Source organism: Bartonella sp. B1099 (assembly GCF_944801835.1).
Classification (GTDB): domain Bacteria; phylum Pseudomonadota; class Alphaproteobacteria; order Rhizobiales; family Rhizobiaceae; genus Bartonella.
Map to the genome: position 1 here is coordinate 64,736 of NZ_CALYLN010000004.1, position 22,579 is coordinate 87,314.

The 22,579-nt window shown below is 37.1% G+C and carries 17 protein-coding genes; 7 read left to right on the forward strand and 10 right to left on the reverse strand.

Going from position 1 to position 22,579, the window contains the following annotated elements; genetic code table 11:
• Positions 1 to 206: 206 nt before the first annotated feature.
• The 5 genes from NNJ73_RS09610 to NNJ73_RS09630 all read right to left on the reverse strand — a co-directional run bounded on the left by NNJ73_RS09610 (position 207) and on the right by NNJ73_RS09630 (position 9,953).
• Positions 207 to 5,183 (reverse strand): type ISP restriction/modification enzyme, encoded by a 4,977-nt coding sequence (locus NNJ73_RS09610; protein WP_254493878.1) that lies wholly within the window; start codon positions 5,181 to 5,183, stop codon positions 207 to 209.
• A 579-nt stretch (positions 5,184 to 5,762) separates the two neighbouring features.
• Complete coding sequence (locus NNJ73_RS09615; RefSeq protein WP_254493880.1) at positions 5,763 to 7,370, reverse strand: YfjI family protein; 1,608 nt, start codon at positions 7,368 to 7,370, stop codon at positions 5,763 to 5,765.
• On the reverse strand, positions 7,367 to 8,296 hold the full coding sequence (locus NNJ73_RS09620; RefSeq protein WP_254493882.1) for a toprim domain-containing protein: 930 nt from the start codon (positions 8,294 to 8,296) through the stop codon (positions 7,367 to 7,369). The genes NNJ73_RS09615 and NNJ73_RS09620 overlap by 4 nt, the downstream gene beginning before the upstream one ends.
• Positions 8,297 to 8,395: 99 nt before the next feature.
• Positions 8,396 to 8,596, reverse strand: coding sequence for an AlpA family transcriptional regulator (locus NNJ73_RS09625; protein ID WP_254493883.1), 201 nt, complete (start codon positions 8,594 to 8,596; stop codon positions 8,396 to 8,398).
• Between the two features lie 175 nt (positions 8,597 to 8,771).
• The gene (locus NNJ73_RS09630; RefSeq protein WP_254493885.1) at positions 8,772 to 9,953 is read right to left on the reverse strand and encodes a site-specific integrase; all 1,182 of its coding nucleotides are present in this window, start codon (positions 9,951 to 9,953) and stop codon (positions 8,772 to 8,774) included.
• A 226-nt stretch (positions 9,954 to 10,179) separates the two neighbouring features.
• On the opposite strand from NNJ73_RS09630, the gene NNJ73_RS09635 reads away from it, so the two are divergent.
• Positions 10,180 to 10,560 (forward strand): helix-turn-helix domain-containing protein, encoded by a 381-nt coding sequence (locus NNJ73_RS09635; protein ID WP_254493886.1) that lies wholly within the window; start codon positions 10,180 to 10,182, stop codon positions 10,558 to 10,560.
• 499 nt (positions 10,561 to 11,059) lie between these two features.
• Positions 11,060 to 12,091, forward strand: coding sequence for an aspartate-semialdehyde dehydrogenase (locus tag NNJ73_RS09640; protein WP_254493887.1), 1,032 nt, complete (start codon positions 11,060 to 11,062; stop codon positions 12,089 to 12,091).
• Positions 12,092 to 12,596: 505 nt separating this feature from the next.
• Here NNJ73_RS09640 and NNJ73_RS09645 read toward each other — a convergent pair.
• A complete protein-coding gene (locus tag NNJ73_RS09645; protein ID WP_254493888.1) occupies positions 12,597 to 13,229 on the reverse strand; it encodes an SH3 domain-containing protein in 633 nt (210 codons plus the stop codon).
• A 518-nt stretch (positions 13,230 to 13,747) separates the two neighbouring features.
• Here NNJ73_RS09645 and NNJ73_RS09650 point away from each other — a divergent pair.
• The 4 genes from NNJ73_RS09650 to NNJ73_RS10050 all read left to right on the forward strand — a co-directional run bounded on the left by NNJ73_RS09650 (position 13,748) and on the right by NNJ73_RS10050 (position 16,699).
• Complete coding sequence (locus tag NNJ73_RS09650) at positions 13,748 to 14,566, forward strand: MetQ/NlpA family ABC transporter substrate-binding protein (protein ID WP_254493890.1); 819 nt, start codon at positions 13,748 to 13,750, stop codon at positions 14,564 to 14,566.
• Positions 14,567 to 14,614: 48 nt separating this feature from the next.
• Positions 14,615 to 15,649: a methionine ABC transporter ATP-binding protein gene (locus NNJ73_RS09655; RefSeq protein WP_254493892.1), complete on the forward strand. Its 1,035-nt coding sequence runs from the start codon at positions 14,615 to 14,617 to the stop codon at positions 15,647 to 15,649.
• Positions 15,642 to 16,301, forward strand: a complete 660-nt coding sequence (locus NNJ73_RS09660; protein WP_254493893.1) for a methionine ABC transporter permease — start codon at positions 15,642 to 15,644, stop codon at positions 16,299 to 16,301. Before NNJ73_RS09655 ends, NNJ73_RS09660 begins: the two co-directional genes overlap by 8 nt.
• Positions 16,302 to 16,567: 266 nt before the next feature.
• Positions 16,568 to 16,699 carry a hypothetical protein gene (locus tag NNJ73_RS10050; RefSeq protein WP_256478127.1) on the forward strand — a complete coding sequence of 44 codons (132 nt, stop codon included), beginning with the start codon at positions 16,568 to 16,570 and terminating at the stop codon, positions 16,697 to 16,699.
• Positions 16,700 to 16,985: 286 nt separating this feature from the next.
• Here the strand turns inward: NNJ73_RS10050 and NNJ73_RS10055 are convergent, their stop codons facing one another.
• Positions 16,986 to 17,114: a hypothetical protein gene (locus NNJ73_RS10055; protein ID WP_256478128.1), complete on the reverse strand. Its 129-nt coding sequence runs from the start codon at positions 17,112 to 17,114 to the stop codon at positions 16,986 to 16,988.
• A 547-nt stretch (positions 17,115 to 17,661) separates the two neighbouring features.
• A complete protein-coding gene (locus tag NNJ73_RS09665; RefSeq protein WP_254493894.1) occupies positions 17,662 to 18,141 on the reverse strand; it encodes a MaoC family dehydratase in 480 nt (159 codons plus the stop codon).
• A gap of 166 nt (positions 18,142 to 18,307) precedes the next feature.
• Between NNJ73_RS09665 and NNJ73_RS09670 the strand changes: the two genes are divergently transcribed.
• The gene (locus tag NNJ73_RS09670) at positions 18,308 to 19,642 is read left to right on the forward strand and encodes an NAD(P)H-dependent oxidoreductase (protein ID WP_254493896.1); all 1,335 of its coding nucleotides are present in this window, start codon (positions 18,308 to 18,310) and stop codon (positions 19,640 to 19,642) included.
• A gap of 1,062 nt (positions 19,643 to 20,704) precedes the next feature.
• Here NNJ73_RS09670 and NNJ73_RS09675 read toward each other — a convergent pair.
• Both NNJ73_RS09675 and NNJ73_RS09680 read right to left on the reverse strand, forming a co-directional pair.
• Positions 20,705 to 21,016 (reverse strand): hypothetical protein, encoded by a 312-nt coding sequence (locus tag NNJ73_RS09675; protein ID WP_254493897.1) that lies wholly within the window; start codon positions 21,014 to 21,016, stop codon positions 20,705 to 20,707.
• Positions 21,017 to 21,712: 696 nt separating this feature from the next.
• Positions 21,713 to 21,913 carry a hypothetical protein gene (locus tag NNJ73_RS09680; RefSeq protein WP_254493898.1) on the reverse strand — a complete coding sequence of 67 codons (201 nt, stop codon included), beginning with the start codon at positions 21,911 to 21,913 and terminating at the stop codon, positions 21,713 to 21,715.
• Between the last annotated feature and the right edge of the window lie 666 nt (positions 21,914 to 22,579).

Here is a 22,579-nt window from a genome sequence, read left to right on the forward strand (position 1 = left end):
CTATTTAAGATGGGATTTCTTAAAAGTCTTAAAGCAATCCAAATAAGAGTGTTTAAAAGTGCAAAGCTTCTTTTTTTAGAATAACGCATGATAAATTATTTCTTTTAAGATTGTATCTAATCAACTTAATAAAAGAGGTATAGATTATAAGGCTCTATACCCCTTATAAGATAGCATACCCATTATATGAGCATACCTTAATAAGTCTATTCAGTTTCTCTAATTTCTAATTTTGGTAGGTTCTTAACAATCTTCATTGTCTCTAAACTTACGGTAATAACCCTTTGAAACAATTCTAATGGATAAGCAGGGTTTCCAACGGTCTCAACAGCATAGCGATTAGCATTATTCACAATACCACTCTTTTTATCAGTCTTTACACATTGACGTCCCATAACCCATTCAAGAGCAGGCTTGCCATTTACGATATACTCATAAGCTTCACGAGGGATATCAGTCATCGTGATATTGCTGTTGTAAAAAACGATAGATTTATCTTTTACATTATTTTTGCTAAAGAATTTCATTTCTGTAACGTAATAAAATTCCTTAGGATTAGAGATATCAGTCTGTTTTGGATTGCCTTTTTTAAATGTGACTGGATAAGGTTCTACAGTTTCATAATTGACGTGCAAATGACCCAATTCACGTCCTGCTGTAACAAATTTCCAAAAGTCCTCAGCAGTTTTTACACAAGGGATACGCGGCAATTCTTTAGAGAGATTATCAGCATAACGGGCACGATAATCTTCCGAATGTAAGATCCCATAAACATAATAGAATAGATCATCTTTTGTTATGGTTTCATTAGGATAAGCTGCTTTAAAATGGTCTAGTCCCTCATCCGTAATGGCATCACGCCTCTGTAAACCAGCATTTTTGTTTTCCTCTGTAGCATTTGCAAATAAATGAGATTGGTTTTCACTTTTATCTTTTGAGACCGTAGTATCTTCGTAAATATACCGTGGAAAACATTGACTCGTATCTATTGCATGATGGTTAGGTAAGTTTTTCGTCATCAATACAGAAAAACCTTTCATTGCTCCTGCGCCAGTAACTTGTATTACCTTATTTTTAACTGCTTTTCCGATAGGGAATAGGCGCGGTATTTGATAAATGCCATCATTGAAGATGCTATTATAATAAAGCCATTGTTTTGTAAAAGGGCGATATAGGCTTTGAATAAGGCACTTATCTTCAAACTCGAAAAACTTTCCTCTTACCAACTCTTGTTTAATGTTATGGCTCCAACTAATTTTGCTTTCATCCGAATTTACGAAATCATTTACAACTTTTACACGTGACTTACGTTCAGCATGTGGATAGATATTGTTAAAACGTTCTACTTCGCTGTTATAAAAAGTAATCATATTACTCATGTTTTTAGTTAAAACTTCACAGCTTGAGTTATAAGCCCAAGCATCACGATTAGTTTTTAGACCACAAGAATAAATATCAAAAAGTTTTTTATCATGACTTTTCTTATCACCTGTAGTTTTATCACCTATGACTAAAAATGATTTGAAGCTATCATCACGTTGATTAAGCCAATCATTATGTCCATCCGGTTTGATTATTTGCCAACCTTGTTGACTCCGTGTAATGCCATCAATGCTTCCAAGGGATTCAATTATCGTAAGTTTTTTTTCTCTTTTAAGATAATCTCCAATATCACGGAAATATATTTTACCACGCTGTTGAGATTCTGGATTTTTGATAAGAATAGAGATAGCGATAGGAGCCCGTGACCCAGAACCAAAAATCTTGCCACCCTCTTTTCGAGAAAGTTCTCCAGAAGTTCGTTGATTACCCCGTAAATGGAAAATATAAAGGCTGCTAAATTCCTCAACGAAGCATTTTCGTAAGCCATCCATAGAATGTCCAGTAATAAAACCGGCATTTGTGACAAATCCGATTACCCCAGCATTATCAATACGGTCACTAGCCCAGCGGATAGCACGGATATAACTGTCGTAAAGTGCTTGCACACAAGTTGTTTTTGATTGAGCAGCATAAGTTTCACGGATACGATTATCTAATATTGGATAAGGACTCTTCTTTGCATTATCATTTTCACTTTTTTGTCCAACCGAATAAGGGGGATTACCAAAAATAACTTTGATATCCAGTTTCTTTTGATGTTCTAAATATTCACTGTTCTCTTTGAGTATACCATCTATCAAGTTTTTTTCTTTAAGCATCTGAAACGTATCAGCCAGACCAATATGTTTGAAAGGAATATAATTCCCTTTCATAAGACTATGATAGGTCGATTCAATGTTAATGGCTGCTATGTAATAAGCCAGTAAAACAATCTCATTAGCATGAATATCATGACGGAATTTATATTCCATATCTTCTGGTTTTATGAGATTGGATTGTAACAACCGTGTGATAAAGGTTCCAGTACCTGTAAAAGGGTCAAGAATAGAAACACCCCGTGATCCTAGACTTTTGCCAAATTCATTGCGCAAGACATCATCAACAGAGTGAATGATAAAATCAACAACCTCAACGGGGGTATAAACAATTCCAAGCCTATCCGTGGTTTTCTTAAAAGCTTTGGCAAAAAAATCTTCGTAAAGTTTGATAATAAGATTCTGTTTTGCTTGAGGTTCGGTAATCCCTGCTGTACAGAACGTGATACTTTTGTAGAATTTATCAAGATCTTTTGCTTCTTCCTCAATATTGGTTTTATCCAGTTTCGCTAAAATCTTTTCCATGGCTTGAGAGATAGCATTGTTCTGTACAAACTTATTGCCATCAAACAAAGCTTCAAACACGGGACGCGTTACAAGATGTTGGGCTAACATCTCAACAGCTTCTTCTTGTTTGATTTCACTATTTACGTTGTTTTTTAGTTCCTTATGAAAGGCATCAAAAGCATGAAAAGTTTCACTCTTTTCGTCCACAAGCATATCTTTAAGACGATTGATATGGTTTTGTGCAATCTCAGCAACATTGCCAGCCCATATGCCCCAATAATCCGTGATTTTAAAACTATCCAGAAAAATTGTCTTGATAAAATCAACAAATTCAGAAGGGCGGAATAATTCTCCTTGCTCTGTAGTCGATTGAGAGTTGCTTGCTGCTGTTCCAATAACATGTCCAGAACTTTCTCCTTTTGATTGTATCTGGACCTCATCAACTGTTGTGGTGAGTTCTTTTAATTCATTGTCACGCTTAATCTCTATAATCTCAATCGTATGGCTGCTATCTTGTCCTAAAGACATTTGATTAATCGTTCGAGCCAGCCTCTCATCATGAGAATGTAAAGCATTCAAAACTTGCCAAACAACATGGTACTTCTTATTATTCCGTAAAGCTTTTTTGGCTTCTAAATGCGAGGGAATGATAACAGGTAAAATGATATAGCCTGTCTTTTTTCCCTTGGCACGACGCATCACACGCCCCACCGCCTGTATCACATCCACTTGGCTATTGCGCGGGTGTAAAAACATGATGGCATCAAGAGCAGGAACATCAATCCCTTCTGAAAGACACCGAACATTGCTTAAGATCCGACAAACATTGTGACCAGCATCTTGTTTCAGCCAATCCAATTCTTCATTGCGTTTTTTGACGCTTTGCTTTCCGTCAATATGTCTTACTTCACAATTCAAAAAGGGTACATCTTTAAGGAAATCATTGATATGAGATTCGATAATTTTATTGAAGAGCTTTGTGACATATTTAGAAGTATTGATATCTTTGCAAAAAGCTAAGGCACAATGCATGGGCTCTGTATCATCATCATCAACAGCTGCTTCCTTATCTATTTTAGTCAGTGCTCTATAACAGCCAATAATTTTTGCCGCATCATCTAAATCAATTTCACGGTCTTCATTGGCTATAATCTTCTGTATGGCTGGTGTGATATAGGTTTCATCAATGCCTAAGACCACAATCTTGTAAGGAGTTAAAAGTTCATTCTCGACAGCTTCAGTGAAGGTATAATGATGGAGTTGTTTTCCAAAAAGCGCTTCATCATCCATGGATGCCAGAACGGCATTAATCTCATCAGCCCGTCTTTTGGCAGTCTCACTAAAGATACGAGGCGTTGCTGTCATATATAGACGTTTTTTGCCTCGAATAATGCTGTTATCATGAACTTTGACAAACTCAGATTCATTGTCGTCAGTTCCCAATGAAGCACCCGTCGTACGGTGTGCTTCATCACAAATGATCAGATCAAATTCTGGTAATCCATATTCCTTTTGCGCATCGGAAATCACTTGAATGGAATGATAGGTTGAAAAGATGACCGTCATTGCCTCTGCGAAGCTTTCACAAGCTTCTTTGGCAAGGGCTTTTGCATCTGTTGTAGCAGGAAGAACAAGATCTGATGTTTCCATGCCAACCATGTCATCTTGGTTTTTACGACGCTTTCCTACTTTTGTATCCGAACACACCGCAAAGGAACGCAAGGGAATTTGTGTGTCCAGTGTCCATTCACGGATTGTTTGTGAGACTAAAGCAAGAGAAGGCACCAAAAACAACACACGCTTGCCTTTTCCCGCTATGGTCTCTGCTATCTTAAGGCTTGTGAACGTTTTGCCTGTTCCACATGCCATAATTAGCTTGCCACGGTCTGCTTCTTTTAAACCTTCACAGACTTTCTTGATGGCTTCTTTCTGATGGGGACGAGGTTCTTTTGTAACTTTCAGAACAACTTTTTGTTTTGTTGCAAATATTTGCCAATCTATACGACTGTTTTCCATATGACGAAGGTCAATGCGATAAACGGGTATCGCTTGTCCTTTAATCATGGCATTCACATTGTCACTTAATTCACTTTCAGTGCTATCAACGAGAAGGCGATATTTAAAGATGTCTTTTCCAGAGGCTGCGATAAAGCTATCAATATCCTTTTTACTGATCTGATGGTCTGCTTTATAAAACTTACATTGAATAGCCACATAGCCTTCTTGATTGCGAAGTTTTGCAACCAGATCAATGCCGATATCATTTTTATTCCAATCCTCACGCTCTTTAGCCCATTCAAAATAGCTTTCAACCTTTTCATAGCGTCCATAATGGATAGGGTCATGCATAAGATATTTGCTAATAAAATCTTCAAAAATTTTTCCCTTTTTAGCATTTGAAGTTGCTTGTTGACGATAATATTCCAACAGAGAACGTAGCGTGACGTGTTTATTATCAGACTTAACAGATTGCAGCATATTACAATAAAAATCCCTTGCCTTATAAGATGATCAATAACCATCAAAAGAATCAAAACGAATTCAATTAAATGCGTTTAAAACAAATATCGATAAAAATGGGAAAAAACTGCTAAAAAGCCGATAATTTTTTCAAAAGAGGTTTTAAAAGGATACTTATCAACAGCCTATGAGAAAGATCAGATCAGCAAAATAGTGAAATTTGCTATTCATTTGATGTGTTAATCAAGACAGATGCAATACGTTCTTTTAAAATATCATAATGATTATTTTGATAAGTTTTATCACGAATTTAATAGATAGGTTTTGACGGTGTTTAAAACACCCAAAACCCCTACAAAACCCTCTTAAATATATATTAAAGATTGTATTTACGTGTTGTATTTAATATAGGTTGTTTATTTAAAACATTAACATATTGAAATATAATAACTTTTATTTTTGATTTAAAAAATATATAGAGGGGGTGTAAAAAGAACACCCAAAACCCCCAAAACCAATAGATGCGGAATGCTTTGAAGGCTCTCTTCGATAATACAAGGTTATAGGGTTTAATGTTTTATAAGATATCCAGATTGCCTATTGTGGTGTCTTATAACTTTTCACTAAAGGATGCCATTCATAGCGTATGGTAGGTCGACCGCCTTGAGAGCTATTGTCTCCAGAGATTTCACGAATATAGTTACAACAGCATAAAAGCTCTAAAGCTTGCTTAACGGCTCCATTGTCCTTTAAACATTTCCAATTACGTTTATAAACATCACGTGAAGTAAAACCATCGGGTAAATAATCACAGCGTTCAACAATTAATTTTGCACGCTCTGCTGTTAATGTATCATGCGCCGCGTAAAGACGTTTTGCGTGACTTATCAGATATTTTTCCCAATACAAAGCTCTCTCAAGGGCATTTCTATTGATTTCAAAACGCCCCCCTTCGCACAGTTCAAAAATCAACGCAAGGGTTGGTATGGTTTTATCCATTTTCAAGAGATGCGCTTGTAAACTTTCGGAGAAATTTTCCCCTTTGGTTGTTTTTTGAAAATTTTCCCACCATTCACGAAACATCTCTTGGGCTTCGGCAGAAAAACGTATGGTAATGGGGTGTTTTGGTGATCCTAAAGGTTTATCATAAAGAGAACGAAAGACTTCTTGATAATTTTCCCATGCCTTTTGCTTGAAAGGTTTATCAACCCATTCACGTTCTTTTCGTTCATCGGGAAAAACTAGCATTTGAAATCGTTGTAATAAACCGTCATCGTTTATTCCACGGTGCATTGCTTGAATGACTGGAATAATTCGTGAAGGTTGAATGCCCCCAATAACGGAAAGAGTTGCATTAGGAATATGAATGGTTCCACGCTCTATACGGTCATAGGTATATGGCTTATTGCCATTAAAAGCTGTTAGATAGAAAGAACGGTCTGATTGATATTCCTTTCTCTCCAAATTGGCTAAAAAACCAGATAATTCATCACGGACCATTAAGAGACCACGGGGGTTTTCTTTTAACAATTCCCCAAGCTTTTCGACCGTGACATCATTGACAATCAGACGTCGTTTATTAAGCGTGTCATCATCGTCGCTTTCTTTGTGTTCAAGAGCTTGAGAAAGAAGAGCAAGGGCGTGTTCCTCGTCTTGATCTTTGAGTGCTTTGTAGGCTTGTTTTTTCTTTTCTCTCTTGTCTAACTCAATCAGAATATCTTTTGTTTCTTGCTGTTTTTTCTGCTTTATCCATTCTTGATGCCATTCCTCTTGAAAAGCATAGAGAGGGGCTAAAGCAGCTTCCATGGTAGGTGTTTTCATGGTTGAAGGTTGCCCCACAATGGCGCCCCAGAGATTAGGAACAATTTCCCAATTGGCATATTGTTTTGGAGCGATACGCACGCCATTTCCAATAACAGCAGCCAAACCGCATAAAGCAGAGATAGCAACAAAGTCGATAGAAGATTGTTGCATATCAGAAACGTCATAAACATAGTCTATTAATGGTGTTGGGAGCAGATAGACTTTAAAAGGCTCGACGGGTAAAAGAGCTTTATCAATAGACTGTAATTCCCCCCAACCGTTTTGTTGCAAGGCTTGTTCATAAGGAATAGCTTTTAAACAAGTATTATCATTTAAAAAGGCATGATCGTTATCATTGACGGGGGCATTTTCATTATTGTGTTGTAAATTACTATTTTTCATATTTTCCTTTCTCTAGAAAGTAGTACATTATTAAAGTCTATTCCTTTTGGAGCTTGCATCATAAAGACTTCAAAGCCTTGGCTATAAGCACGCTTTGCTAGGGTAAAACCTGCTTTACGACCCGCATCATCGCCGTCCATTGCGATTGTCAGACGCCCTTTTATCGGGGGTAAATTCACACGCATCATGCCACTGGTGGAAAGAGACGCCCATAAATTCACGGGCTCTGATAACAATCCAGACAGCAGAGACAGCCCCGTTTCAATGCCTTCACAAATAACCAAATGTTTTGGATTGTCTTGACTTAAATGCACAGCACCGCCCATGACAGAACCCAACATGGCTTTGGCTGGTTTCTGATCTGTTTTGCAGCCATTGGCTTTTAAAAAGGTCCTATGAATGGCAAAAGAGCCAGCCCCCTTAACAAGAGCCACCAACGCGGGCAGTGTCATTCCTAATGGATGTGGACATTTATCGTGAAAACGTAAATCAGCAGGCAATTCACATGTGAGCCCCCGCATGCGTAAATAGGTTTCTGCTAAAGTATTTTTGATCGGTTGACTTTGTTGCCAAATCTTTTTTGCTCTTTCTGCTTTCTGTTTTGCTCTTTTGAAATCAGCACAAAACTGTTTTGAGAAAGAAAGCGTATGATCATAAGTTTTATCAAAAAAGGCTTGTTTCTCCAGCAAGCCAATTCTTCTAAGCGCTTGTATGATCTCTCTAAAAGAGCAACCGGCATAACAATAGAGTAAAAGACGCCCATCAAGTCCATTGGTAATGGATAAACTAGGCAGTCTATCATCATGAGCAGGGCAACGGGCTGTTCCATAACGCCCATGCCAAACTCCACGTAATGCACAAGTAATTTTTCGAGCTGTTGTATGCAATGCATAAGCATTGCTTGTTGTAGCATTTGTAAAATGCATAAAATCCCTTCCTGCTACTTGCATTACAGGACAGATTCTGTTATTTCGGAATTTGTGAAAGTTGAAATACTTTGTCTGTCCTATAAGGCGAAGTTTTCTTTAGGCGGCGTCGTTGCTGCGTTGGTTTTTTGCCTTTTCGATTACGTCGTCAAGGTCGGATTGTAACCAACGCGCTAAGGAACCAATCTTTAAAGGTTTTGGCACCGAGCCATCAGCGACCCGCCGCCAAAGTGTTGAAACACTTATATTAAGTATTTTTGCACTCTCACGTACCGTGAGGAGTGGTTCATTTGGAATCATGGAATCCCCTCTCTATTTAAATGATCGAATCAGCATCAATTTGCTATATATAAATAGCAATTCGTAGCAAACTTTTCCAGCAAAAAAACAATATCTTGTGATTTTTTATTCAAAATAAGCCATAATTTGTGATTATACTATTCATTATGGATTAAATATGAAAAAAGAGATAGAGCTATCCACAACTTTTATTGTTTTGACCAGTGACATAAGAAGCCCATTTATCCATATAGACGCGACGCTGTTCTAAATAATCTGTACGACGATAGGCACGTTCCACTTTACCCCCGACCGTATGACCTAGAATGGTTTCTGCGACCTCATAAGGAGCATCGGTTGTTTCTGCGAGCCAATCGCGTAAACTAGAGCGAAAACCATGGGGACAAGCTTCCAGACCAATTTTTTTCATGTATTGTAGCATGCTGTTTTGTGCAAGAGGACCACGACCGGTTGCAGAAAAAAGAAAACCATTACGAGAAAGCAGATGTGCTTGTTTAATCACTTTTAGTGCTTCTGATGATAAAGGAACGCGAAATTCTTCTGTAGCATCGCGTCGTCCTTTCATACTTTCAGCAGGGATAGTCCATATATCCCCATCAATCTGATCTTCACGCATATAACGCAAAGGGCGAGTACGAACACCAGTCAAAATAAGTAAACGCAAAGCCAGTTGTGTCATGGTTGTTGTTTTGCAGAGTGACTGATAAAAGGCAGGCACATCTTTCCAATCCATTGCAGGTAAATTTTGTGCTTTATGGCGTTGCTTCCCTAACAGAGCGCGTGCTTTTATTGTTGCTTGTAAATCAACATCCAATCCTAATGCAGCCGCATGTTTAAGACAAAGATTAAGACGATTTATTGCTTTCTCTGCTGTTGCAGCTTTTGTATGCCATATGGGAGCAAGTACATTGCGTATCTCTGTTTGGGTAATCTCTGAAATGGGAATACAGCCTAATTTGGGGAGAACATAAAGTTGTAAAGGTAGAAACCAGTTCCCAGCTTTGCCATCTCCTTTTAATTCAGCTTTACGACTTTCAAAAGCATCTAGAGCAATATCTTTTAAATAATGAAGATTGCTTATTGCCTCACGCTTTTGTTTATCGCGTTCTTTAATAGGGTCACGACCCTCATGTAAAACAGAACGCCATTGGTTTGCCAATTCACGGGCTTTTTTTAAAGAGACGTTTCTCAACGCTCCTAATCCCATTTCGCGACGACGCCCATGAATAGTATAACGATAAAGCCATTGAGCACCACCATCTTTACGCTTATGGAGTAACAAGCCGGCACCATCATTATATTTGCCAGCCCCCAATGTTGCGACAGACCTTGCATTCAGACGGTTCATAAGAGGCATTTTTAGTCCTTTCTTCTATAGTTTTTACCCACACGCCAGCCCCGCTTTTGACATGCAAGCAAGTGATATTAATTGATACGATATGAGAGGGTTTGTGATGAAAGAATCTTACTATATTCGGATCTATGATTCAAGTTGAAAAAGAATGATTTATCATTATAAATCAATGTGTTGCCAGACCCCGGAATACCAATGCGAGGGCGCTCGCAACCGGAGGGGAAACAAAGTGCAAGCTAAAAATTCACATTCTTACGACATTTCTTTAGGCCAAAAAATTCGCTTCAGAAGAAATATGATGGGGTTTTCTCAAAAACAATTAGGAAGTCATTTGGGCGTAACGTTTCAACAAATCCAAAAATATGAAAAAGGTTTAAATCGTGTGAGCGCAGCATGTTTACAGGAAATTGCTGATGTACTGGGTGTTCCCGTTTCCTTCTTTTACGCTGAGTGCGCAAAAAAAGAAGAGACTTCCTCGCATTGTGATGACAGAATATCGAGTAAAGCAGAATATTTACTTTTGAAAAATTTCAGAGAGCTTACCCGCAAAAAACAAAGAGCAATTTTGCAGTTGATTTCTGATGAAAAAAACAGCCCCTTATTTTTATGAATTTACTGAAAAGCCCTCAACTGTTCTGAATAACATTGAAAAGCATTTTAACTGTCTCCGCCCCAAAAGACGAAGATTTTTATCCAATCTGGAAACAGTCTGAATAGAAATTTTTGTCTTTAGAGAGAGGGAAGAAATCAAATAATTGGACACTTAACAGATAAAAGACAAAAAAATCTTCCAAGGCGATGCGCCATACCATCTTTTAAAAACTCAAAAGTGTGAAGAGAAACAATTGACAGAAGAGAAAAAATTCACTTAAGTGCTCTCGCAAAGAGATGAAGAATTCGCATAAAATATTCAATTTTTTTCACTTCTGAAAGATTAAAAAAGACAATATTATTTGCAATACAATACTTTATTGTGCTGACAATTCTGATTGTTGTGCACAACATGGGATTTGTTGAAGATATAATTTAATGATGTTCCTTGACCAACTCATTCTCTCCTGAGTATAGCGCGGGGAATGAACGTGGAGAGACACGAAGGAGTATAGAAAATGAGTTTTAAAGTTGCAATTGTCGGCGCAACAGGAAATGTCGGTCGTGAAATGCTTACAATTTTAGAAGAGCGTGGTTTCCCTGCGCATGAAATTGTTCCTCTGGCATCACGACGCTCATTAGGACAAGAAGTTTCTTATGGAGACAAAACTTTAAAAGTAAAAGCTCTGGATACGTATGATTTTTCTGACACAGATTTGTGTCTTATGTCTGCGGGAGGAAGCATTTCCAAAGAATATGCTCCTAAAATCGCGGCAGCGGGCTGTGTCGTTATCGACAATTCCTCTACATGGCGCTATAATGCCAATGTTCCGTTAATTGTCCCTGAAGTCAATGCTGAAGCTATAAATACCTTTTCTAAGCGTAATATTATCGCCAATCCTAATTGTTCAACAATTCAACTGGTTTTAGCTTTAAAACCTCTCCATGATGCTGCTATCATTAAGCGGGTTGTTGTCTCTACATATCAATCTGTCTCTGGAGCTGGTAAAGAAGGAATGGACGAACTTTTCGAACAATCCCGCGCTGTGTTTGTTGCAGATCCTATTACATCAAAAAAATTCACCAAACGCATTGCCTTTAATGTCATTCCTCATATCGATGTTTTCATGGAAGATGGTTATACAAAAGAAGAATGGAAAATGACGGCTGAAACGAAGAAAATTCTTGATCCGAAAATTAAACTCACAGCCACGGCTGTTCGGGTTCCTGTCTTTATCGGGCATGCAGAAGCCGTCCATGTTGAATTTGAAAAACCACTCAGCGTATCTGAAGCGCAAGCGCTCTTCCGCGATGCCCCTGGTTGTCAACTTATCGATAAACACGAAGATGGTGGCTATACCACGCCTTATGAATGTACAGGAGAAGATGACACCTTTATTAGCCGTGTTCGTGAAGATATCACCGTTGAAAATGGTTTGGCTTTCTGGGTTGTCGCCGATAATTTAAGAAAAGGCGCCGCATTGAATGCCGTTCAAATTGCTGAATTGCTCATTTCTCGTAATTTGATAAAGCCTAAGTCTGCCAATTAACGCCCTATCTAAAAGGACGAAGAATCTAGCCGGTCTGTCAAAAGTCCGGCTTCCCTTCAAAAAAATCTTTCCCTACTGTTGATTGATATCATCACCCTAAAGAACGTCATACGGAGCATTGACAAATTCTACTCTTAAATATCCTTGGATACCTCTTCGCCTTAAAAACGAAGATCTCTATCTGCATTGCTCTTGTACACAATCGCACTTTTTACCCAGTTTGCACCAATCTCTGTCCTCATGCCGCCTTACGACACAATAGTACAAGGACAAAAAGCTCCTAGCCATTCTCTTAAAAAAATCCATCAAACATTATCCTAAAGAACAGTATCTCGAAGCGTTGATAAATTTCACCCTAAATATTCTTAACTCTCGCCACCTTAAGTTATCTCTCACCACCTTGATGCTATTTTATGAGATAATAGGATCAACAGCATAAAGCATTTTTTGCTTCATACTGCCATCCTTTTTGTCATTCCTGTTGTGAGATTGATTTTTTTTATCCTTATCGAGCAGGATAGGTCACAACACGATAACGCGTTTCATTGCGTTCAAAATTTTTGTCATTAACCTTATCCGGAAAGAAGGGATTATAAGCATTGACGTGCTTTACAGAAACTTCTTGTGCTTTTGGCGAAGGATTAAAAATTGTTCTTTCATCTCTTTTTTTGACTCCTGTGGAATCGATAATCACATCTGTTCTGTACAGTTTTTGCATGTTTTTGCGTGTTTTTTGCATCGCTGGAAGAGCTTTAAAATCAGAAACAATCTGTTTTACTTTTTGCAATTTTATCATGGAATTTGATTTTACCGGCACCTTTTTAAAAGCAATGGTAGGAACATTAGCAACGTTGACATAACGTGCAGATGCCCAACCAACTTTTCCATGATACCCAAGAGAACACCAAGTTTTATTGGATAAGCAGCCATAAATTTGCACTTTTGCGCCCACTGGAACCGTTGCGATCACTTTATAAGCTGTCGCAGGACCGGTGCGTAACGATACCTGACCTGATGCAACACGAGCAACAGTTCCAGCAATAGTCCCAGCTTGCGCGTGAGAAGCAGTTATAGCCACCCCTGATGCTCCCAAAGCCCATAAGATCATTGTCGTTGATAAAAAATTCTTTCTTAACATTATTTTTCTTCCTCTCTAATCTGTGAAGGGCAAAATATTCACCTTTGCAAAAATTTGCCGCATTTAAATCCAGTAATCATCACTCTTTGTTTTTCCCCAAACGCCCCCAGCCCCATTGCAACCAAATCTCTCTTTGTCCCCTCCAGCCCTCTCCACAAACACGGTCTTTTGACTTTGATTGCGCAGTATGTCCCTCATAAATTGACCACTAAAACATCATCTGATTGCTTGCCTCTTTAAGCCAATCGTCTCTTAAAGAAGTTTTTAAAGTGTCATTGGTTCCATCAATAAATCATTACAATAGACGAATTGATTGCCTAAATTTCAGAGGATTTCTATGAACAAATGATGATGTTTCCCCAAAACTGCGGAACATAAAGAAAAAAGAATATGATTTTTTAAAATAAAAGTGATTGAATATTCTCTAAAGCTTGTATAACCTCAAATCTCCTTAAAAGAATATAGAGTATATTGAAGCTTTCCTCGAAAAATCTCTTGGAAAAGAAAGTTAAAAGCACATGACACTAAATTTTTTTTCTCGCAGTCAGGTTATAGGATTAGTCCTCTCTCTCTTTACCCTTTTTTTGTCTACTGCTTTTTCCATGGCCGCCGACAAATCAAAAATCAAACTTGGTGTCATGGAAGGACACGAAGCCACTGTTTGGCAAGTCGCTGCGGAGCAAGCTAAAAAAGCTGGTTTAGAAATTGATCTGGTTTATTTTTCTGATTACACTTTGCCCAACGATGCTGTTAATGCGGGAGAGATTGATGCCAATGCTTTTCAGCACACGCCTTATCTTAAAAACCAAATGGAACAGCGCGGTTATAAACTTTCAGTTGTAGGATACACGTTTATTGCCCCAATCGGTGTCTATTCCCACAAAATTAAAGATTTAAAAGATCTGCGTGATGGTGCACATGTTGGCATTCCTAATGATCCATCCAACGGTGGAAGAGCCCTGCTCCTTCTCAATTCTTTAGGTCTTATTAAATTAAAAGACCCTCACGATATTCTTGCCTCTCCACTGGATATTATTGAAAATCCTAAAAACGTGCAAATTCGTGAACTTGATGCCGGCATGTTAGGGCGAGCTATCGATGATTTTGATATTGCCGTTATCAATACAAATTGGGCTTTGGTCTCTGGACTAGACTTGCAAAAAGATGTTGTCGCATGGGAAAAAGCAGAAAATAATCCCTATACCAATATCATTGTTGTGCGGACCAGCGACAAAGATGAACCATGGGTCAAAAAATTAGTGGCTGCCTACAATAGCGAGCCTGTTCGTGCAAAAATCAAAGAAATCTTTGGTCCAGCAGCACAAACATCTTGGTAATTATACCCCATATTCACGTCGTTTTGCTAAACATTCTGGTAATTTTAAATGGAAAAAAACGCCCTCATTTCCTTAAAAAATGTCAGCCGTTGTTTTAACAAAACAGCGGGAAATCCAGCAGTTGATAACTTATCTCTTGATATCCATACCGGTGAAATCCTTGGTATTATTGGTCGTAGTGGAGCAGGAAAATCAACACTTATTCGCTGTTTAAATGGATTAGAAAAAATTGATACAGGCTCTCTTTTTTTTGAAGGCGTCAATATTTCAAATCTATCGGAGACAGAATGGGCACCTTACCGTCAACGGATTGGAATGATTTTTCAACATTTCAATCTTCTCTCATCGCAAAAGGTGATTGATAACATTGCATTACCACTCAAATTAAGTGGTGTAAATAAAAAACAGCGCAATAAACGTGCCCTTGAGCTTATTGAATTAGTAGGATTATGGGGGAAAGAATATTGTTATCCAGCAGAATTGTCTGGAGGGCAAAAACAACGCGTTAGCATTGCACGTGCGCTCGCTGCTAATCCTAAAATATTGTTATCAGATGAAGCAACCTCTGCTCTTGATCCTGAAACAACACAGTCTATTCTTGAACTTCTTGCCGATATTAATAACCGCCTCAATCTCACAATCGTGCTTATTACCCACGAAATGGAAGTGGTACGCACAATTGCGCATCGCGTTGTTGTTCTCAATCAAGGGCGCATTGTGGAAGAAGGACATGTAAAAGATATTTTTACATCCCCACAAGAAGAAACAACCATTGCCATGCTCAAACTTGTTACGCCACAACTTCCTGAAAAATATGCAAAAAATCTCAAACCCATCGGTCAAGAAGCTGTTATTGAAATAAATATTGCCGGCGAAATTGCCCAACAACCTTTTCTCCATCTTCTGGAAGATGAAAGCGGTTTAAGAGCACGTATTCTCCACGGAGGCATTGATACAGTCCAAGGAGAAACCATCGGACGACTCTTCTTATGCCTTCCTGCTCAAGATCAAGAAGCTTTTAAAAAAGCCGTTCAATGGTTAAGCGAAAAGGGACGATATTGCGAGGTGTTAGGTTATGTTTAATGTTCTATCTCATGAACTTCCCAATGCCCTTTTTGACACAGTCTTAATGACGATGAGTGCTTCTTTGATGGCGCTTATTATAGGGCTTCCCCTTGGTCTTCTTCTTCACACAACAGCACGTGACGGAATCTTTGCTTCATCTCTTATCAATCGCCCTTTAAGCATCATCGTTGACAGTATTCGTGCCATTCCTTTTATTATTCTTGCATTTTATCTTCTTCCCGTTACCCGTATCGTGGTAGGAAGAGGGGTGGGAATGTCTTCTGTTATTTTTGTTCTCACCATTTCAGCTATTCCTTTTTATGCACGCATGGCCGAACTCTCTTTTAAAACCGTTGAAAACGGTCTCATTGAAGCGATCCGCTCTATGGGGGCAAGCCGTCTTCAAATCATCAGACATGTTCTTATTCCGGAAGCTCTCCCTAGCCTGATTACAGGTTTTACAGTCATGGTCATTTCTCTCATAGGCGCCACCTCACTTGCCGGATATCTTGGTGGAGGCGGTTTAGGAGACATGGCAATTCGCTATGGCTATCAACGCTATAATACCTTCATCATGACCATTGTCATCCTTCTTTTGATCATGCTCAATATTATCACCCAATGGACTTCTGATAAAATCGTACAAAAACTTGATAAAACGAAGCATTGAAAAACTGAGGATTTCACATGCCAGCATTATCATCCTCTTTACCACTTCCAAAGCGCAACCATCTCCCCAGTACACCCATTGGTGATCGAAAGCATTCATTTTTAAAAAAACAAGCAGTTTTTCTCTTGTCTTAAACGACTTTATAGACATAAGCTCCCATTTTGTAACCAAGTAAATAGTTTGAATAGCTTCAATATAGGAGAAAATTAAATGAGAGCTCTTACAACATTCAAAACTCTCTCTCTCCGTAAAAATGATAAATGACCATGCTAAATCATCCCATTGATCACAATCCATCCATAGCAATACCCCATCAAAACAGTCGAGCAGACAGAACAATCGGCTATGACGAGCAAAGCTATAACACCTCCACCATCACTATGATTGATTACTCTTAATGTATGAGTGTTGTCTCCCAAAGCCTTAGATAAAAAACAGAAACATCTCGCCACTCCATTGCTGGTCTATTCATGATTTTATGACGTTATTTTATTTTCTTAAACAAGGTTTGTGCTTTAGCTGCTCCCTGTATGTACATCAACATCTAGACCGAATGCCACAGCATATTTGAGACACAGATTGAGTGGGATAAAAGTTCTAAACACTGTTCCTACTGTTATACCAAAGTGCAAACCAGCGTATCACGGATCTGTCAAGCGTAATTTCTAAAACGGGAAGACAGCCTCATTTGAAAAGAATATTAAGATGTAAAAGTACAAACCAATTTCCATCTTTACCATCATTCTTGAGTTCAACATTAAGGCTTTCAAAAGCATCTAAAGCAATATCTTTTAAATAATGGAGATTACGCATTATCTCATACTTTTATCTATCGGGTTTTTAATGGATCACAACCTGCTCATAAAATAGAATGCCCCAAACGCAATAGGCTTGGCTCACATCTTCATACGCTTATTTGAAAGAGTCCTCAAAGCTCCCAAGTCCATTTCGCAACAGCATCCGTAAATGATATAATAGCCAATCCATTGAACCTCCATCTTTACGCTTTATAAAAAAGTAAACCGGTACCATCAGACATTTTACCAGCATCCAGTTTCCAACACCCAGTGTTGTACCTCAACTCTTGTCACTTAGAACAGTTCATGAAAAGCTGTACCTTTCTTGTATAGTTTCACTCCATACAGGCTTCCCCACTTTTAAACGTGCAAATAAGTGGTTTTGATTGTTTCAATATGAAAATAAATTTAAAATGAAAGGATCTTACAATATTCTAGGCTCGCATTCAGGATGAATGACACGAGATTATCCTTATAAATCAATATATTCTCAATTTTATCATCGAAGAAAATTCTCATAAAATCGTATGAAAATACTTATCAAATAAAGCACGCAAATCATCTTAAACATTGGAAAATTTTTCTCCCATCACAGCAACAATAAGCCATCGAGCGGTAAGGGCTGGTTTTTTTAACTGTTCCACTTCCACTGTAACCCCATAATGGAAGACCACGCGACCAGAAGGGCGAATTTCTGCATCATCGAGCACAAAACGCGCACGCACCCGTGTTCCTGTTTTCACAGGACTCATGAAGCGTACTTTATCAAAACCATAATTAATCCCCATTGTAGCCTCTTCTAACTCTGGAAGAGCCTCATAAGCAAGCGTAGACAAAAGCGATAATGTTAAAAACCCATGAGCAATCGTTCCTCCAAAAGGTGTCTTTTTAGCCTTTTCCTCATCAACGTGTATCCATTGATGATCATCTGTAGCGCATGCAAATTGATTAATCATATCCTGTGTAACAAGACGCCACTGCGATAATCCCATTTCTTTTCCAATAAAAGTAGTGACATCTTGTACTGTGATTTTTTGCTGCATAACGCTATTCCTATTTTATTTGATAAACGCACCCCTCCCCCTCTTGCTTTTATAAAACCCATTGATTAGAGCATCAAGAATAAAAGATTAATTGTCTTAAAAACAAATACACCTTATGAATTAAGAAAACTCTTTTCGTAGAATAGTTTTCAAATGGGAAAAAAGAATGGCAAGCAATGTAACCCTAACAGGTTTGGCGCATGATTTGAAGCAACGTGCAGAAAACCATCCCCCCATCCGTATTGGACTGATTGGTTGTGGAGAGATGGGCACAGATTTATTATCAAGTATTGCGCAAATGGAGGGAATAACAGTTGCGGCCGTAGCCACGAGGACACCGTCACGTATTTTTGATGCTGCGACACTTGCCTATGGCGAAGAGGGACATGTCTGTGAAGTTGAAAATACTCATGCCCTCACGCAAAGCATTGAAAAAGGTTTGATTGCTGCAACAGATGATATTGACCTTGTTTTACGCCATGAACAAATTGATATTATCGTTGATGCAACAGGCTATCCTGAAGCGGGAGCAGAAATTGGCTTTAAAGCGCTTGAAAACAACAAACATCTTGTCATGATGAATGTTGAAGCCGATGTTACGATTGGTGCGTATCTAAAACATGAAGCAGAAAAACGAGGACTTATTTATACCCTTGGTGCTGGTGATGAACCGACTTCCTGCATGGAACTCATTGAGTTTGTTTCAGCTCTTGGGCATAAAATTGTTGCAGCGGGAAAGGGAAAAAATAATCCTCTGTTCTTTGATGCCACACCTGATGCTTACGAAGAAGAAGCATTACGGCGTAATATGAATGTGCGCATGTTGGTTGAATTTATTGATGGTTCCAAAACGATGGTTGAAATGGCAGCCATTGCCAATGCCACTAGACTTCTCCCTGATTGCCCAGGAATGCATGGCCCCCAAGCGGCACTGCAAGATTTAAACAAAGTCCTTATTCCAAAACAAGATGGCGGTATTTTGCAGCAATATGGTGTGGTGGATTATTCAATAGGTCAAGGTGTTTCTCCAGGTGTCTTTGTCATTGCAGAAATAGCACACCCACGTTTACGCGAACGTATGGAAGATTTAAAAATTGGTCAGGGACCTTATTTCACCTTTCACCGCCCCTATCATCTCACAGCAATGGAAGTTCCCCTCACCTGTGCACGCGTGATGCTTTATGGTAAAAAAGATATGGTTCCTCTTAACCACCCCGTAGTAGAAGTCTGTGCTGTTGCTAAAAAAGATTTATACCCCGGCGATCAGTTAGATTTTATCGGTCTTTATACGTATCGCGCTTGGATCATGAATATTGCAGAAGCACGCGCCCACCACGCCATTCCTTGTGGTCTTTTAGAAAAAGCAACAGTCACAGCTGCAATTAAAAAAAACGAACTTATTACAGTACATAATACAACTATTCGTGAAGATCAATGGATTGCACGTCTTCGTGCCAAACAAGATCTTTTGCTTGATTGCTCTTCTCCCACCAAACTATAAACATCCTCTTCTTACCCTAACATAAAAATCCACTGATGTATAAAGAACAACATTCCTTTTCTACAGGAGAGTAATGCATAAAAAATAAACGCATTCTGGGTTAAAAACACTTCCTTCGTGAAGATCATCACGTAGATTGCAAATCCTTATTCAAAACAAGATTTTATGCTTTCTTTCCCTTTCCTTCCATTCATGCATTCCCTTCTTATCCCCTTCCCTTGCACAACAGAATACCCAGAATACACTTGTATTACACATTCAGGTTTCTGCTTGAATAAAGACATTTTCCAACGCCGTCCATCACCACCTCCCTCTCACGAACAAGTGCGCATCAATGTCATACCAAAATCCCCATGAGGTGGTCTAAGATTCGTTATGTACCACTATCTTTACGCTATAAAGATACGAAACCAGCAGCATCATTTATTTTCCTATATTACGATAGCCCTTAAGCCTTACAAACTAATTCATGAGAAAATTTTTACCCTTTTCTTAAAGAGTTTTTACCCATACACAAATACAACTTGCGATATGCAAAAAATGCTTTTGATGAATCCAACATACACAGATTTAAAATGGTAAATATTTATAAAACAATCAGTTTATTTTTAATTTAATAGTTTGATTTATAATGATAACTTACCATCAGTCACGCACATTAGAAGAGAAAATACAGAAATTTTTTATTTTATCTCTTCTTGTTTGACACTTCTAAAAAACATTTTAAAAAAGATAAATATACCTTTGATGAATAATCTTTATATATCAATATCAAAAAGGCTAATAAAGAGGATGAAAGTGTTAAACCTTATGACGAGGAAATAACCATAAACTATAAAAAATCCGGTTACACCACTTTGAAAAAAACATCAATTGCAAGATGTTAGAATTTAATAATAGTATTTAGTATTAACAGTCACTATTTTTCTATCCAATACAGCACAAACAGCGTCAAATATTGATTTTTTTAAATAAGGAAATGAAAGAAAACTCATCGACAAAGTCGATGAGTTTTCTCCTAAAGTGTACAGAATATTCCTAAAAGAGAAACAAAAGTCCCTACTATATCCCAACACATAAAGAAGCAAGAAGCGAGAAAACACCTATCCCACCCCAAAAGACTGAACCTGAATATGCAGAAACTTTTTCAATTTTTCCAAAAGCAACGCCATCTTGTTCCTCAACGCCGTAAATAACAGCTCTATCCGCAGCTTTAATAGCTGCACTGTTGTCTACTGTAGAAACAGAAATTGCCATTCTCTCTTGAAATTGATTTTTTACAAAACTTGCATTCCCCTCTATAATTTGTACAAAAAAAAGAATAAGGAGTATAAAAGTAAATGAACATACACGATTTTTAAATATTTTAAACATAGCTTCATTTGCTCCTCTTTTTCTTCAGTGCAAAAGTGAAAGAATATTTACATATATAAAAATAAATAACACAATATGATATATTGTGTGTAATTTTATATTAAATATAATACACTATGTATTACATGTAAAGATATAAAAACAAAATAATAACAACAATGCTAAAAAATTTCTAAACGGCACACTTAGAAAAATTTATTTAAAAATCAAATTACTATAAAGTATATAGAATACAATTGAGCATCGAATCAAATTATAAAAAATATTATCAAAGTAAAATGTACTATTTCACTATTAGTAACTAATAATTTTAAAAATATTTATGAAGATCAATAACAATTTATTACTTCTATAATAGAATTAGTTATCATTTATGATCTTAAATGAAGAGGATAAAAGTAATAATTTTTATAAATATACTTCAAAGTAATAAAAATTTATCAACCTTCACAGCAAAATAAAGCTTAAAAGTCTTTAGTATTTTTTGACAAAACAGTTATAAAGTGTAAAAGATCCATCAAGATCTCTATTTTCAAAATTAATAAAACGCACTTATAAACCAAATAAACTTATCAGATTTACAAAAACATTATAATCAACACAAAAGTACTAGGAAACTACCTAAAACAAAATATTAAGATAATTCCCAAAAATACTGAAAAACAACTCTCTTATCTAACTTTCATAAAAGTTATCTTATTTTTTTTCTTCATTAGGGTAGATCATAGCCCTATCTATATTTCGAATAACTCTATTTTTCTCTTGATGAGTAAAAAATAATTCTCTTTGAAAGAATGCTTTAGCAATATCTATACGACTTTCTGCACCTTGTGCAAAAAAAAGAATAGATGCTATAAAAATATATAAATAAAATTTAGTTTTAAATATTTTAAACATAAATTTATATATTACCATATTTTATTTAAAATAAAAAAGTAAAATAATAATAAAAACTGTGAAAACAAAACATATTTCCTAACAATTTATTTTTATACATACAATAATACATATACTATATTGAATATAAGCATCATTAAAATCTGAATAAAAAAATGTACAAATATTTGAAGGAAAAATGATAGAGCAACCTATGAAAAAATCACGTTTTTGAAGGACCAGCTTCAAAATAAACAAATTAAAAAAATAGCCCTCGAAAACCAATATTGATCAATCAATTTATCAACGGCTCATCTTAAAAGCAAAAGGCTGATTTATAATCATGATTCATTGTTTTGCATGTTGGATGAAAGACCTTTAGCACTTGAGATGGCTCATAAGAAGCATACCTGTACAGTTTCGCGCCTTACAGCTAATCTACTTGTGATGTGCAAAAGACATAGTTTTTATTCACTGAAAATGGAACAGATTTGGAATAAAAAAGTCTTATGATTTTAGAGACTCTTATTCAACATGAAAAAATAAACACTCTTTATAAATCAATATAGTGTCATTATGAGATTTCATCTCATGTAAATTCTTCTCATTACATTTATTTTTTCTTCATAAACACTAAAATCTGTTAAGACTCTTCAAAGTAAAATGAGTACAAAAATATTTCTATTC

What these genes read in the sequence shown, in the direction of transcription:
- NNJ73_RS09680 (WP_254493898.1), bottom strand. Translation starts at nt 21,913, where the DNA reads ATGTTTAAAATATTTAAAACTAAATTTTATTTATATATTTTTATAGCA.
- NNJ73_RS09640 (WP_254493887.1), top strand. Translation starts at nt 11,060, where the DNA reads ATGAGTTTTAAAGTTGCAATTGTCGGCGCAACAGGAAATGTCGGTCGT.
- NNJ73_RS09610 (WP_254493878.1), bottom strand. Translation starts at nt 5,183, where the DNA reads ATGCTGCAATCTGTTAAGTCTGATAATAAACACGTCACGCTACGTTCT.
- NNJ73_RS09660 (WP_254493893.1), top strand. Translation starts at nt 15,642, where the DNA reads ATGTTTAATGTTCTATCTCATGAACTTCCCAATGCCCTTTTTGACACA.
- NNJ73_RS09625 (WP_254493883.1), bottom strand. Translation starts at nt 8,596, where the DNA reads ATGATTCCAAATGAACCACTCCTCACGGTACGTGAGAGTGCAAAAATA.
- NNJ73_RS09645 (WP_254493888.1), bottom strand. Translation starts at nt 13,229, where the DNA reads ATGTTAAGAAAGAATTTTTTATCAACGACAATGATCTTATGGGCTTTG.
- NNJ73_RS09655 (WP_254493892.1), top strand. Translation starts at nt 14,615, where the DNA reads ATGGAAAAAAACGCCCTCATTTCCTTAAAAAATGTCAGCCGTTGTTTT.
- NNJ73_RS09675 (WP_254493897.1), bottom strand. Translation starts at nt 21,016, where the DNA reads ATGTTTAAAATATTTAAAAATCGTGTATGTTCATTTACTTTTATACTC.
- NNJ73_RS09615 (WP_254493880.1), bottom strand. Translation starts at nt 7,370, where the DNA reads ATGAAAAATAGTAATTTACAACACAATAATGAAAATGCCCCCGTCAAT.
- NNJ73_RS10050 (WP_256478127.1), top strand. Translation starts at nt 16,568, where the DNA reads ATGCTAAATCATCCCATTGATCACAATCCATCCATAGCAATACCCCAT.
- NNJ73_RS09620 (WP_254493882.1), bottom strand. Translation starts at nt 8,296, where the DNA reads ATGCATTTTACAAATGCTACAACAAGCAATGCTTATGCATTGCATACA.
- NNJ73_RS09665 (WP_254493894.1), bottom strand. Translation starts at nt 18,141, where the DNA reads ATGCAGCAAAAAATCACAGTACAAGATGTCACTACTTTTATTGGAAAA.
- NNJ73_RS09670 (WP_254493896.1), top strand. Translation starts at nt 18,308, where the DNA reads ATGGCAAGCAATGTAACCCTAACAGGTTTGGCGCATGATTTGAAGCAA.
- NNJ73_RS10055 (WP_256478128.1), bottom strand. Translation starts at nt 17,114, where the DNA reads ATGCGTAATCTCCATTATTTAAAAGATATTGCTTTAGATGCTTTTGAA.
- NNJ73_RS09650 (WP_254493890.1), top strand. Translation starts at nt 13,748, where the DNA reads ATGACACTAAATTTTTTTTCTCGCAGTCAGGTTATAGGATTAGTCCTC.
- NNJ73_RS09630 (WP_254493885.1), bottom strand. Translation starts at nt 9,953, where the DNA reads ATGCCTCTTATGAACCGTCTGAATGCAAGGTCTGTCGCAACATTGGGG.